Annotated in this window: 13 protein-coding genes; 5 read left to right on the forward strand and 8 right to left on the reverse strand. The window is 59.8% G+C overall.

Features of this window, described 5'->3' with window-relative positions:
* The first annotated feature begins 26 nt into the window (after positions 1-26).
* Complete coding sequence (locus UL81_RS01060; protein ID WP_046453155.1) at positions 27-947, forward strand: phytoene/squalene synthase family protein; 921 nt, start codon at positions 27-29, stop codon at positions 945-947.
* Positions 944-2,500: a phytoene desaturase family protein gene (gene crtI, locus UL81_RS01065; protein ID WP_046453156.1), complete on the forward strand. Its 1,557-nt coding sequence runs from the start codon at positions 944-946 to the stop codon at positions 2,498-2,500. Before UL81_RS01060 ends, crtI begins: the two co-directional genes overlap by 4 nt.
* Here the strand turns inward: crtI and UL81_RS01070 are convergent.
* A complete protein-coding gene (locus tag UL81_RS01070; protein ID WP_035107278.1) occupies positions 2,497-2,799 on the reverse strand; it encodes a type II toxin-antitoxin system Phd/YefM family antitoxin in 303 nt (100 codons plus the stop codon). The genes crtI and UL81_RS01070 overlap by 4 nt on opposite strands.
* 16 nt (positions 2,800-2,815) lie before the next feature.
* Positions 2,816-4,465 carry an AMP-binding protein gene (locus tag UL81_RS01075; RefSeq protein ID WP_081961605.1) on the reverse strand — a complete coding sequence of 550 codons (1,650 nt, stop codon included), beginning with the start codon at positions 4,463-4,465 and terminating at the stop codon, positions 2,816-2,818.
* Between the two features lie 132 nt (positions 4,466-4,597).
* Between UL81_RS01075 and UL81_RS01080 the strand changes: the two genes are divergently transcribed.
* Genes UL81_RS01080 through UL81_RS01090 form a run of 3 tightly spaced genes read left to right on the forward strand, consistent with a single transcriptional unit; the run spans position 4,598 to position 7,215 of the window.
* Complete coding sequence (locus tag UL81_RS01080; RefSeq protein WP_035107276.1) at positions 4,598-5,419, forward strand: GDSL-type esterase/lipase family protein; 822 nt, start codon at positions 4,598-4,600, stop codon at positions 5,417-5,419.
* Between the two features lie 55 nt (positions 5,420-5,474).
* Positions 5,475-6,572, forward strand: a complete 1,098-nt coding sequence (locus UL81_RS01085) for an S-(hydroxymethyl)mycothiol dehydrogenase (protein WP_035107274.1) — start codon at positions 5,475-5,477, stop codon at positions 6,570-6,572.
* Positions 6,573-6,582: 10 nt separating this feature from the next.
* Entirely contained in the window at positions 6,583-7,215 is a 633-nt protein-coding gene (locus UL81_RS01090; RefSeq protein WP_035107272.1) for an MBL fold metallo-hydrolase, read from the forward strand.
* 182 nt (positions 7,216-7,397) lie between these two features.
* On the opposite strand, the gene rfbA is transcribed toward UL81_RS01090, so the two are convergent.
* The 6 genes from rfbA to UL81_RS01120 all read right to left on the reverse strand — a co-directional run bounded on the left by rfbA (position 7,398) and on the right by UL81_RS01120 (position 13,468).
* Complete coding sequence (gene rfbA, locus UL81_RS01095; RefSeq protein ID WP_035107269.1) at positions 7,398-8,261, reverse strand: glucose-1-phosphate thymidylyltransferase RfbA; 864 nt, start codon at positions 8,259-8,261, stop codon at positions 7,398-7,400.
* A gap of 114 nt (positions 8,262-8,375) precedes the next feature.
* Positions 8,376-9,728, reverse strand: a complete 1,353-nt coding sequence (gene rfbD / locus UL81_RS01100) for a dTDP-4-dehydrorhamnose reductase (RefSeq protein WP_035107268.1) — start codon at positions 9,726-9,728, stop codon at positions 8,376-8,378.
* Complete coding sequence (rfbB, locus tag UL81_RS01105; protein ID WP_035107267.1) at positions 9,729-10,736, reverse strand: dTDP-glucose 4,6-dehydratase; 1,008 nt, start codon at positions 10,734-10,736, stop codon at positions 9,729-9,731.
* A gap of 21 nt (positions 10,737-10,757) precedes the next feature.
* Positions 10,758-12,110 carry a M1 family metallopeptidase gene (locus UL81_RS01110; protein ID WP_046453157.1) on the reverse strand — a complete coding sequence of 451 codons (1,353 nt, stop codon included), beginning with the start codon at positions 12,108-12,110 and terminating at the stop codon, positions 10,758-10,760.
* 35 nt (positions 12,111-12,145) lie between these two features.
* Complete coding sequence (locus tag UL81_RS01115; RefSeq protein ID WP_046453158.1) at positions 12,146-13,225, reverse strand: alpha/beta hydrolase; 1,080 nt, start codon at positions 13,223-13,225, stop codon at positions 12,146-12,148.
* A 45-nt stretch (positions 13,226-13,270) separates the two neighbouring features.
* The gene (locus UL81_RS01120; RefSeq protein ID WP_035107266.1) at positions 13,271-13,468 is read right to left on the reverse strand and encodes a hypothetical protein; all 198 of its coding nucleotides are present in this window, start codon (positions 13,466-13,468) and stop codon (positions 13,271-13,273) included.
* Between the last annotated feature and the right edge of the window lie 150 nt (positions 13,469-13,618).

Raw genomic sequence — 13,618 nt, forward strand, 5'->3', positions numbered from 1 at the left:
CACCGCGCGATGGGAGAAAAGGTTTCGTGAGTAGGCAAGAAAACACCCTGGACCGGGTATTTTTGCGCCGCTACAACGCCATGGCTGATCGCGCGGCAGCGCAGGTGGTGAAAAGCTATTCGACGAGCTTTGGCCTTTCCACGGCAGTGCTTGCACCGGATGTGCGCCGAGATATTCGCAACCTCTACGCGGTAGTCCGGATTGCCGATGAAATCGTCGATGGTGCTGCAGCGCAGGCGCTGGATACGGATGAGGTGTCGGTCATCGGCAAGCTGCTGGATGACTACGAAGCTGCCGTGCGCGGTGCCGCCGGGGTGTATTTCCACACTGACCCGATTCTGCATGCCTTTGCCCAAACCGCCAGGCGCTGCGAATTTGAGGACGACCACCTGGCAGCCTTCTTCGATTCGATGCGGCAGGATCTGCATCGCACCCGTTTTTCCGCGGAGAACCTGCAGCGGTATATCTATGGCTCAGCTGAAGTCATCGGCCTGTTGTGCTTGGCGTGCTTCTTTGGTCCGGAACGTCACCAGGTCAGTGCCGCCAAATGGGCACGGCTGGAACGCGGTGCGCGGAACCTGGGTTCGGCTTTTCAGAAGGTGAATTTCCTGCGCGACTTGGCCGAAGACTACGGCGAATTAGGGCGAACCTACTTAGCGGGTGAGGAAATCCACCTGGATGAGGCAGGCAAGCTGCGCATCGTGGCCGAAGTCGATGCGGAACTAGACATTGCACGCGGGTCTTTTGGGGATCTGCCACTAGGTGCACGCACCGGCGTGATGGCTACAGCGGCGTTGTTTGGCGAGCTCAACGAAAGGATTCGCCGTACACCAGTCGAGCAGCTCCTGCGCGAAAGAGTCAGTGTGCCTACTGGCCGTAAGCGTTTCCTGATCGCCAAAGCGATCGCCCAAGCACCGCGGACTACCTCCGGAAAGGACAAATCATGACACTGCCCGGGCTGGCCCCGAAGCCACCAGCAGAGGTTGATAGCGCACTCGTGATTGGTGCAGGTGTGGCCGGGCTTGCTACAGCGGGACTGCTGGCAGAACACGGCATCGCCGTCACCGTCATTGAACGCGGCCCGCGTGCGGGTGGGCGCGCCGGGGAGTTAGAGGTTGATGGCTTCCGCTTTGAGACCGGCCCGTCCTGGTATCTGATGCCCGAAGCTTTCGACCGCTACTTTGATCTGCTGGGCACGTCTACCGCCCAAGAATTGGATTTGCAGCTGCTGGACCCGGGCTATCGCGTGTTCCCGGAAGGAAAGACACCACTTGATGTTCCGCACGGCAGGGAAGCAGTTGCAGAGTTCTTCGAATCGGTAGAACCCGGTGCTGGTGCGCGTTTGGAGAACTACCTCGATAGCGCGAAGAAGATTTATGACACCGCACTCCAGCACCTGCTGTATACGAATTACACGACGCCCGCGCCTTTCCTGAACCGGGAAGTACTCGCGCAGGCTGGGCGCTTTGTGCGCATGCTCTTCCAGTCACTGGATTCTTATGTGGATAGCCAGTTCAGTGACGTGCGCTTGCAACAGATTCTGAAATACCCAGCGGTGTTCCTGTCCACACAGCCAGCGACCGCACCAAGTCTGTACCACTTGATGAGCCACACTGACTTAGAACTCGGCGTGCAGTACCCGCAGGGTGGGTTTACGAGCCTGATTGATGCGATGGAGCGCCTCGCCCGCGAACGCGACGTGGAATTCCGCTACGACACTGAAGCTGTTGAAATCACCACGTCGGATGGTCGTGCCACGGGAGTGCGCGTGCGTCACGAGGGACAGAACGAAACGCTGACCGCGGACATTGTGGTCTCGTGTGCGGATTTGCACCACACCGAAAATGCGCTGCTCAAACCAGAAGAACGCACCTTTCCCGAACGCTACTTCGCGCGCCGGGACCCAGGATTGGGCACCACGCTGGTGTTGCTTGGTGTGGAAGGAAACCTTCCACAGTTAGATCACCACAACTTGTTCTTCTCTGAAAAGTGGGAAGAAGACTTCGAGGTCGTCTACGGCGATGACGTGCAAGCGCATGCGCAGCAGTCCTCCCGCTCGATTTATGTGTGCAAGCCCTCGCAGACCGATGATTCGGTCGCACCGGAAGGCTACGAGAATCTCTTCGTGCTCATCCCGGTTCCAGCAGCAGAGGTGGTGGGCCATGGTGATGCGTATGGGGCATCGGAAAGCGCTGCGGTAAAACGCGCTGCCGACGCAGCCATTGAGCAGATTGCCCAGTGGGCTGAAATCCCGGACTTGGCAGAGCGTATCGTTGTGCGCCGCACCATTGGACCGGCCGACTTTGCTGACAACTATCACGCCTGGTCAGGCGGTTCCATCGGCCCAGCGCACACGCTGGCACAATCAGCGTTCTTCCGTAGCTCGAATGTCTCCAAGAAGGTCGCGGGATTGTTCTACGCAGGCGCGACCGTGCAGCCCGGAGTGGGTGTGCCGATGTGCCTTATCTCGGCAGAAAACGTGCTGGACCGGCTCTTTTAACGCTCGGCGAGCTCGTCGTTAAGTTCTGCTTCCAGTTCGTTGCGGTTCAGGCCGAGGGATGTGATGACATCGTCAAGCTCGGTGCGTGCACCGGAATCTGTCGCCATACGGCCCAGGGTGAGAGTGGCATCGTGAAGCAGCTTGCATGTGCGGCGTAGCTGAGCCATTTCGGCGGCAGGAACAATTTCTGCCACGGTGCTGCCATTGCGGGTTAGCGCGATCACCTCACCGGCCTCGCTGTAAGAGACCAGGTCGGAAAGATCAGTCTGCGAGGCTTCGGCAAGAGTGAAAGTTCTCATGCCCACATTCTAAGCATTAATCGTTGTGCTTGAGCAGGCGCGGAACGACCTTGCCAGTGGGGTTGCGGGGCAGTTTGTCCAGGAAGTGGACATCGCGCGGGATGGAGTGGTCGGCGAGGTAGCGCTTGACCCAGTCGCGGATGCCGTCGGCGCTGAGAGCCTTGCCGTCGGAGTCATCGGTAGGCACGGCCCATACGGCAATGCGCTGGAAGGTTTCATCGTCTTCGACACCACCAGCGTGGACTTCCAGGATGCCTGGCATTGCCTCGAGGACCTCAATGACGGACTGGGGGTGGACGTTCTCGCCACCGACGATGATCATGTCATCGGCACGGCCGACCACGTGCAGGCAGTTGTCCTCGTCGATATATCCCAGGTCACCAATGGAAATCAGGCCGCGGACGCGGTGGACTTCCTTGCCCGGTTTGGTGTAGCCAACCAGTGCGGTGGAGTTGGTCATGTAAATCTCACCGACCTCGCCGCGGGGAACGGGGTTGCCATCCTCGTCGAGGATTTCCAGCTTGGTGCCGGAAGCAATCTTGCCGCCGATGGTCGGATCCTTGGCCACTTGTTCCATGGTTGCGGTGGTCGCCAGGGCGAGCTCAGTCGAGCCGTAGACGTTGCAGAGAATCGGGCCGAAACGCTCGTTGGTTTCCGCGACAATCTGCGGGGTCAGGGCGTGGCCAGCAGAAGCGATGAACTGCAGCGACGACGTGTCGTACTTGCCGTCCGGGTCGGCTTCGACCATGCGCTTGAAGAAGATCGGCGAAGAAATCAGGCCATCGAGGCTGTAGCGCTCGATGTCGTCGAGAACCTGCTCGGCATCAAAGACGCGGTGGGTGACAATCGTGTTGCGCGCAGCCAGACCAATGTTGAGGCACGCCCAGCCCCAGGTGTGGAAAATCGAGGCGGTGAGCTGAATATGCTGGTCTGCACGCCACGGCATGGCACCCACGATGGAAGCGACGACAACCGGCAGGGTCGGCTCCGGGCGCAAAATTCCCTTCGGGATGCCGGTGGTGCCAGAAGACATCAGCACGATGTAGCCGTGCTTCGGGAAGGTGGGAAGCTTTACGTTATCCACTGCTTCCGGATGCTTAACGATGTCCTCCAGACGCGGCAGCTCCTCCGGCGGTGCACCGGAGTAGTGGCCCACGACAACGTGGAGAGAATCGTAGAACTCGTCGTTGAGGCGAGGAAGGAATTCGTCGTCGATGACCAGGACGTTGATGCCGGTTTCCTTGATGCAGCCGGCGAGCTGCTCCGGGGAGGAGCCGATGTTGAGCATGTAGACAGAACCGCCCGTATAGCCCTTGGCGCCGAGGGGTTCGATGATGCCGCGGCCATTGCGGGCCATGATGCCCAATTTAATTTCAGGCAGGTCAAGCGACTGCAGATAGCGAGCAAAGGTGCGCGTTTGGTTGCGCAGTTGGCGGTAGGTCAGGGTGCCGTCGTCATCGATAAGCGCGAGGCGCTCCGGGCAGGTTAAGTAACCCTGCTCCAGCTCACGGGCGGTAGTGAAGCGGTAGCGAGCAAGCACTGGCAGCAGGTTGATCATCGCCCTGGGGCCGCCATGGGGGCTGACGATGCCGGAGTTCACCAAAGCGGGAACAAAGCGTGTGAGAGCCTTAGCCTGGAGGGCAAGCTCTGAAACGTTTATGGCCATGAGACGATAAATCCTTTTGTGGACAGCAGTGGTACCTGACGTATCATATGTTGTCAGTGTGTCAGATGTTAACTCATGTGGCGTGTTATTGTTTCCTCTACAGAAGTTTTTCTCTCTACAAGGAGTGCAAGGGTGAAAATTAAAAAGACGCTCGTTACCGTCCTCGCGAGCATTCTCGGCGTCGCAGGTTTAGCCGTTGCTCCGAACGCGGTTGCTGCTGAACGCAACCTCGTCGCATTCGGCGATTCCGTGCTTGCCGACCCAGACGCAGGCGTCTACCTGCAGGATCGCTGGACCCGGGGCAGCTCCGGCACTCCGGTTGGTTATGACTGCCCGTCGTCGTTTAACTACGCCAAGCGCACCGGCGCCAAGCTGGGCCTGCCGGTTCGTGACTTCTCCTGCTCTGGTGCAGTATCCATGTCCCCGGGACCACAAATTTTCTCGCAGGTCGACCAGGCTATTAACTCTGGTGCTCTCTCGCCTGCAACCCAGCGTGTTGTATTTACCTCTGGTTTCAACGACACCTACAACAACATGAACCTGAGCATGCAGCAGATCCGCGACCGCTTCGTGCGCACTACCAAGCCGCAGATCGAGCGCATCAAGCGCGCTGCTCCGAATGCTCGCATCCAGATTGTCGGCTACCCGACCATTGGCTCCGGTAATTCTTACTGCCTGATTCACGTTGGTCCGCAGCCACTGGACCGCACCCACCTGCCGATGGTGCGTGACTTTGAAAACCGCGCACAGTGGATGCAGGTCGACCTGGCGGGTGCCACCGGTACCCAGTTCGTGGACATGAAGCCGCACACCCGTAACAACGGCATGTGTGCTCCGGCAAACCAGCGCATGTGGGCCGGTCTCATCGACTTCACTGCTGGTGACGGCAATTTGCCGATTCACATCAACGCCCGTGGCCACGAGCATGTGGCCAACGTGCTGGCTCGCTCCTAAGAGCAGCGATTTTCACTAATGCGGCTGATTTGAAAATGTTGGTACGCTCGGGCGCATGAGTGAAACAGTGAAAGCAGTCATCGCCCGTTCCGAGGGCGCAGAAGTCGAAACCGTTAACATCGTCGTTCCGGAGCCCGGTGCTAACGACGTCGTCGTCAAGATTCAGGCGTGCGGCGTCTGCCACACCGACCTGGCTTACCGCGACGGCGACATTGAAGACGCCTTCCCGTTCCTGCTAGGCCACGAGGCCGCAGGTGTCGTAGAGAGCGTGGGTGAAGATGTCACCCACGTCGAGGAAGGCGATTTCGTCGTTTTGAACTGGCGCGCAGTCTGCGGCGAGTGCCGCGCCTGCAAGAAGGGCGAGCCGAAGTATTGCTTCGATACCTTTAACGCCTCCAAGGCCATGACCTTAGAGGACGGCACTGAGCTGACCCCGGCACTGGGCATTGGTTCCTTTGCTGAAAAGACCCTGGTCCACGAGGGCCAGTGCACCAAGGTTGATCCTTCCGTCGACCCGGCCGCTGCCGGCCTGCTGGGTTGTGGCGTCATGGCAGGCCTGGGCGCTGCCGTGAATACCGGTGAGATTCAGCTTGGCGAGTCCGTCGCAGTCTTTGGCTGCGGTGGCGTGGGCACTGCCGCTATCGCTGGTGCGAAGCTGGCCGGTGCCGCCAAGATTATTGCCGTGGACCTGGACGAGTCCAAGCTCGAGACCGCCCGTGAGTTCGGCGCTACCGACATCGTTTGCTCCAAGGACCTGGACGAAGACGAAGTTATTGAGAAGGTCCGTGAGCTCACCGACTCCTTCGGTGCTGACGTCACCATCGACGCTGTCGGTATCCAGCCGACTTGGCACCAGGCTTTCTACTCCCGCGACCACGCCGGCCGCATGGTCATGGTGGGCGTGCCAAACCTCACTGACCACATCGACGTCCCCGCTATCGACCTCTACGGCCGCGGCGGTTCCATCCGCCCCGCCTGGTACGGCGACTGCCTGCCCGAGCGTGACTTCCCGGCTTATGTCGCACTGTCCCAGGCAGGTAACTTCCCGCTGGACAAGTTCGTCTCCGAGCGCATCGGCATCGATGACATCGAGGAAGCCTTCGAGACCATGAAGGCCGGCAAAGTTCTGCGTTCTGTAGTTGAGTTCAAGTAGGAGTCTCCCCATGCAGATTGAAAAGATTGTTACCTCTGGCAAGTTCCGCCTCGACGGCGGCGAGTGGGATGTGGACAACAACGTCTACTTCCTGGCCACCGGTAGCAGCGACAATGCCCACCTCTACATCGTGGACCCATCCCACGACCTCGATGCCATCGCTGACCAGGTCGGCGACCGCACCGTCGACGGCATCCTTCTTTCCCACGGCCACAACGACCACTGCGATCTCGCCCCGGAAGCTGCCGAGCGCTTCAACGCTCCGGTGTACATGCACCCGGACGATGACATGCTGTGGGTCGAAGCCAATGGCGATACCCCGTACCACCAGCTGGAAGACAACCAACAGTTCCAGCTCGGCGGCGAAGACATCACCGTCTTCCACACCCCGGGTCACTCGCCAGGCTGCGTCGTCTTCCATATCCCGAGCGAGAACACCCTGCTCTCCGGCGACACGCTGTTTAGCGGCGGCCCGGGTGCTACCGGCCGCAAGTACTCGGACTTCGATGTCATCATCGAGTCCCTGCGCAACGTGGTGTTCAACCTGCCGGACAAGACCGTAGTCAAGCCCGGCCACGGCGATGAGACCACCGTCGGCGACGAAGCCGCCCGCATCGACGAATACATCGAGCGCGGCTACTAAGCCTTAACGCGCTTAGCCTCAACCCATTGTGGTTGGGGCTTTCGTGATCCTTTGGCTTTGATCGGCGCGCGGTGTGGCAGTGCAGAACCTCACCGTGTCGTTTTGCTCCGCGAATTCGCCAGTTTTCTGCGATTCTGACCAACTTTGCGTAGATATGGGACAAATCTTATTGGTCGGTGAGGCTAGTTTTCGGCGGCTGCGGCGAGGTAGGTGCCGTAGCCGGACTTGCGCAGCGGCTCGGCCAGTTCCAGGAGTGCTTCGCGGGAGATGAAACCTGCTTCGTAGGCGGCTACTTCTGGTGAACCGATAATGGTGCCGGTGCGCTTTTGGAGCACTTCGACGTAGGATGCGGCTTCGCTCATGGAGTCGATGGTGCCGGTATCCAGCCAGACGTCGCCGCGTTGCATGGTTTGGACGTGCAGCTGGCCGCGGCGGAGGTACTCCTCGTTGACGGCAGTGATTTCTAGTTCGCCGCGTTCACTAGGGGTGATGGACTTGGCGATGTCCACGACCGCATTGTCATAGAAGTACAGACCCACCACGGCGAAGTTGGACTTAGGGCGCTCCGGCTTCTCCTCGATGGACAGTGCTTGGCCAGAGGAATCGAATTCGACGACGCCGTAGCGCTGTGGGTCGGAGACTTCGTAGGCAAAGATAGTGCCGCCACTGCTCGGGCGGGAGGTCGCCAGTGCGGAAGAAAAGCCGTGGCCGTCGAAGATGTTGTCGCCGAGCACGAGTGCAACGTCGTCATCACCGATGAAGTCTTCACCAATAAGGAAGGCTTGGGCGAGACCTTCCGGGCGGGGCTGTACGGCGTAGGAGAGCATGAGGCCGAGCTGGGAGCCATCGCCAAGCAAGCGTTGGAACGAGGAGGCATCTTCCGGGGTAGTGATGATGAGAATTTCCCGGATGCCGGCTTGAATCAGCGTGGTCAGTGGGTAGTAGACCATCGGTTTGTCGTAGATGGGCATGAGCTGTTTCGAGATGCCCTTGGTAATCGGGTAGAGGCGAGTGCCAGAACCGCCTGCGAGAATGATGCCCTTCATGACCAACCAGTTTAATGCAGCTGCCTTCCCGGCAACTTAACACTCAACATAACACTTAACATAACACGTGGGAAGTAAAGTGTTATGTTGGGTGTTATGCTTTGAAACCCCAGGTTAAGCGGGGTAGAGGTCCAAGTAGAGGGCGAGTGCGGCACGCCAGTTGGAGGGTCGGAAGCCGGTGGCTTCAATCTTGTCCAGGCTCAGCGTGGACTCTTTCGGGCGGGGTGCTTCCAGTCCGGCAATCTCCCGGTATTGCTCGGTGCTCACTGGCGTGACGTCGGATGGGTCGTGGCCCATGCCGATGAAGACAGCCATGGCGAGTTCGTCGCGGCCGACGGTATCGCCGGAATTAGAGATGTTGTAGATGCCGTACTCGGCATTCGTCTTGAGTAGATGGCCAATGCCCTTAGCCAGGTCTTCGGCGAAGGTGGGGCGACCGCGCTGGTCGTGGATGACTTTGGGCTCAACGCCGCGCTCAGCAAGCGAGCGCATGGTGGCCATGAAGTTTGGACCATCGCCAAAGACCCACGAGGTGCGGATGACGTAGTGGCGCGGGGCAGTACGCGCGGCAGTTTCGCCCGCAGCCTTGGATGCACCATAGGCCGACAGTGGGGAAGGAAGTTCTTCTTCGGTGTGGACTTCCTGGCTGCCGTCGAAGATGTAGTCGCTGGAGACATGCACAAAAGTCAGGTTGTGCTCGGCAGCAATGCGGGCGAGCTTCGCCGGTGCTTCCGCGTTGACCGCCCAGGCGCCAGCGCGGTCCTCTTCGGCACCGTTGACGTCGTTGTAGGCAGCGCAGTTAATGATCGCGGAGTACTGCCGCCAGGGGCGTGTCGGCGGGTTGGTGATGTCGAAGTCTTCGCGGGTGCAAAACTCCGCATTGGTTAACACACGGCGCAGAGCGCGACCGAGTTGGCCATTAGCGCCGGTGACGAGGATGCGGCGAGGCGGCATGGCGGTGACATCGGAAAGCTGTGGGTGTGCGCGGTCCTTGTCGGAGATTTCCGTCGGCTCCAGTGGCCAGTCAATGCAGTCGAGGTTGACCGCGGTGTACTGGGCATCCGGGGACCAGTGGTCGTTGACCAGGTAGGAATACGCAGTGTTGTCTTCGAGTGCTTGGAAGCCATTGGCCACACCACGCGGGACAAAGACGGCCGTATCCGGGCCGACCTCAGCGGTGACGGTTTCACCGTAGGTGGCAGAGCCTTCGCGCAGGTCGCACCAGGCGCCAAAGATGCGACCATGGGCGATGCTGACCAGCTTGTCCCAGGGCTCAGCGTGCAGGCCACGGGTCACGCCACGCTCAGCGTTAAAGGAGATGTTGTTTTGCACCGGGCGGAAATCCGGCAGGCCTTCGGCCAGCATCTTCTCGCGCTGCCAGTTCTCCTTGAACCAGCCACGGTTATCGCCGTGGACGTCGAGGTGAATCAGCAACAGGCCGTCGATGGACGTGGACTCGATGTGCATTTATTGTCCCTGCTTCGCGTAGTTGTTTTCGATTGCTTCCTTCGCCGGACGCCACCAGTCTTCGTGCGTGCGGTACCACTCGATGGTCTGCTCCAACCCCGCATGCAGATCGGTATAGCCTGGCTGCCAGTCTAAATCGTGGCTCAACTTCGTGGCATCCATGGCGTAGCGCTGGTCGTGGCCCGGGCGGTCGGCAACGTGCTCATACAGCGGTGCGCCGTCGGCATCGCAATGCCCCATAAGTTCACAAATGACTTCGATGACCTCCCGGTTGTTGATATCCGGCTGGTCAGCGCCGATGTTGTAGGTCTCGCCCAGCACGCCTTTATCCAGGATGTCGAGTACGGCCTGGTTGTGGTCATCGACATGAATCCAGTCGCGAACCTGCTCACCCGTGCCATACAGCTTCGGTGTGCGGCCATCCAGGATATTGGTGATCTGCCGTGGAATGAACTTCTCAATGTGCTGGTAGGGACCATAATTATTCGAGCAATTCGAAATGGTCACCGGCAATTCAAAAGACCGTGCCCACGCGCGCACCAGATGATCGGAGCCTGCTTTGGAAGCCGAATAGGGCGAGGAGGGCGCATAGGGAGTGTCCTCTCGGAACTTGGTATCGGCACCAATTTCTAGATCGCCAAAGACCTCGTCGGTGGAGACGTGGTGGAAGCGCACATCGTGGCGTCGACAAGCCTCTAACAGCGTAAACGTGCCCACCAGATTGGTCTGAATAAACGGCGACGGGTCGCGCAGGGAATTATCGTTGTGCGATTCCGCGGCGAAGTGCACCACGACATCAGCGCGCTTGACCAGCGGGTCGACGGTATCGGCATCGGCAATATCACCGACGACCAATTCCGCGTCCGTGCCCGCCAGGTTCGCCCGGTTGCCTGCGTAGGTCAGCTTGTCCAGCACCGTCACGTCGACCTCAGGACGGCTCTTTCGCAGCAGGTGCACAAAATTGGCGCCGATAAAACCCGCACCACCAGTAACCAACATCGAAGTCATAGCGCGTAATTCTAGTCGCAGTTAAGCCGGAAACTTCGGCAGGGCAGGAGAGTTCAGCCACTGGGCCAGCAGCTTATCGATGTCCCCTTCACTCACCCCGGCATCCCCTGCCACCTGGTTCAGCTTCACGATGAGCTCTTCCGGATCCACCACACCATGCTGGTTTTCTTGCAGGTAGGAGCGGATGGCGGGGAAGAAGTGGTCATCGCCAAGCAAGCGGCGCAGCGCATGAACGGTAAGTGCCCCCCGCTTGTAGACGCGGTCGTCGAACATATCGCGCGTGCCCGGATCGGAAAGCACGATGTCCTGCGGCTTGCGGCTAAGTACCGCGTAGTGGGAGCGCGCGCACTCATGAGCGGTCTGAGTGCCCTTGTGCTCTTCCCAGAGCCACTCGCAGTAGCAGGCAAAGCCCTCGTTGAGCCAAATATCTTTCCACTGGCTCACACCGACCGAATTGCCGAACCACTGGTGAGAGAGCTCGTGGGCAATGAGGCGCTCGAAGCGGTGGTTTCCCTCGACGTGGTTGGCGCCGAAGATAGACAAACCCTGCGCCTCCAGCGGAATTTCCAGCTCGTCTTCGGTGACCACGACCTGGTATTCGGCAAAGGGGTACTCGCCAAACAGCCCGGAGTAGAGATCCAGCATCTCCTGCTGGCGGGCAAACTCTTCCGTGATGCGTTCTTTGAGCTGCGGCGGCGCCCAGGCGCGGGTGGTGGGACCTAAGCGGAACTCGCTGAATTCGCCGACCTGGACGGTGGCCAGGTAAGTCGCCATGGGGTGTTCGGTGCGGTAGTGCCAGCGCGTCGTGGAACCACTGGCTGCCTTACGGGAGACCAGCTCGCCGTTGGAGATGACGACGAAGGGGTCATCGGCAGTAATGGCAATGTCGTAGGTGGCCTTCTCCGACGGCGCATCATCACACGGGAACCAGCTGGGCGCACCATTGGGCTGGCTGGCGACCAGCGCGCCGGATTCGGTTTCCTCCCAACCAATTTCACCCCACGCGGTACGAATCGGTCGCGGGCTACCGCCATAGCGAATGACCAGGACAAAGTCGGTGCCGGCAGGGATTTCTTCGCCAAAACGCAGGCGCAGCTTGCCACCGGACTGGCGGAACTTCGCCACGCGCGGGGCGTCTTCGGCAGTTACGCGTCGGGCCACCATGGCTCCGCCCAAATCGAGCGTGAGCTTATCGATGTTCTCTTCCACCCGCACCTGCAATCGCGCCTCACCCTGTAGCAGGTTGGGCTCGACGCGGTAGGTCAGCTCCAAGTCGTAATGGCTAATGCGAAAGCCGAGGTTGTACTCGACTCCGGTGTAGCTATCGCGCTGGGGGTGGCGGAGATGCGAAAGGGCGGTAGAAAGCAGCTTCATAATGCTGCGATTCTACCGCCCTCAGGTCAGCGTGCCTACTTATTCAAAGCGCGCTCGAAGACCGGCCAGGACTCGCGAATGTCTTCGCGCCAGCCCGGCCAGGAGTGGGTACCTACGTTACGGAAGTTATAGGTTGCCGGAACGCCCTCGGAATCCAGCTTGGCCTTGAGGTTGTGGGTGCAGTGGTTGACTGCGGCCTCAATGACGCCACCTTCCACACGCAGGGTGGTGGTTCCCATGAGAGCAGCCAGCGGGTGCATGCCCTGTGCGGTGTAGTAGGACGGCATATCGGTCTCGCCTGCCAGACCGGAGGCAGAGGAGATGTAGAGCTCAGTACCGCGCAGCTTGCCGGCGTTCATCATGGCGTCGTTGTAGCGGTTGGTGGCAGAGCCCATCTCGCCCCACATCTGCTCTGGCTGGCCACCGCCACGGTTGACGGTCAGGCGCATGAACTCGTACTCAATCGGGTACGCGGTTGCGGCACAGCCGGCGAAGGAGCCGACAGCGTCGTAGAAGCCCTGGTTGTGCTGAGCCAGCAGCAGGGAGGAGGTTGCAGACATCGACATACCAGCGATAGCGCGGTTGTTGTTAGCCTGCAGGTGCTGCTCGAGCGGTCCCGGCAGCTCCTTGGTCAGGAAGGTCTCCCACTTCTGCGGGCCCTTCAGGTAGCCCTGGTTCGGGGACTGGTTCCAGTCGGTGTAGTAAGAGAAAGCGCCAGCCTGCGGAACGACGACGTTGATGTTCTTGTCGGCGTAGAAGTCGACGGCATCGGAAAGCGCGAGCCAGTCAGAGTCCTGCTCAGCCGAGCCTGCACCGTTGAGTAGGTACAGGGTCGGGCGGTTCGGCTCTGCAGCCTTGATGACTGCGACCGGAACCTGGCGGCCGTCCATGGCTGGGGAGGAAGCTTGCAGCTTCAGCACGCGCGGGTCGTCCTTGTATTCCTGGTACCACTTGGTCTCAGCAACCTCTGGGGTGACCTCCAGCTCGGAGATCTGCGACAGCGGGGTCTTGCCCGCAACCTGCTGCGGGGTAACCGTTGCTGCGCCCGCCATCGGGGCTACGACCAAGCCAGCGGTCACAGCGGCCGCGGCGATGATGCTGCTCAAGTGCTTCATAGCTTCTCTTTCTACGTTGGAAATGAATATTTCGAGATAAGCGGCTTACTGCTGCTCTTCCCCAGTCGGCAGGGAATCCTGATCAGTGGTATCCGCTGCGCGGACCTCCTCGACGACCTCGGTCTCTGCTTCCGGTGCCACCGGCTCAGCTACCGGAGAAGCCAGAGCGACAGGGCTAACCACGGCGCCAGCTGCAATAGCAATAGCCGCCGCAGTCGCGGAGAGAGAGCGGATAGGTCGCATGAGAGTAACTTCCTGTCAGGACAGTGTTTTTCTTAAGAAATCTTGCTAGCTTTCTGTTTAGACATCGTCCTCTGCTTGCTCCGTGTTAGCAACAGCTAGATAATTCGCGGGGGTAAGCAGGGGCGAACTGCACAGAATTAGCCGTGTGGG

It is taken from the genome of Corynebacterium camporealensis, from assembly GCF_000980815.1.
Classification (GTDB): domain Bacteria; phylum Actinomycetota; class Actinomycetes; order Mycobacteriales; family Mycobacteriaceae; genus Corynebacterium; species Corynebacterium camporealense.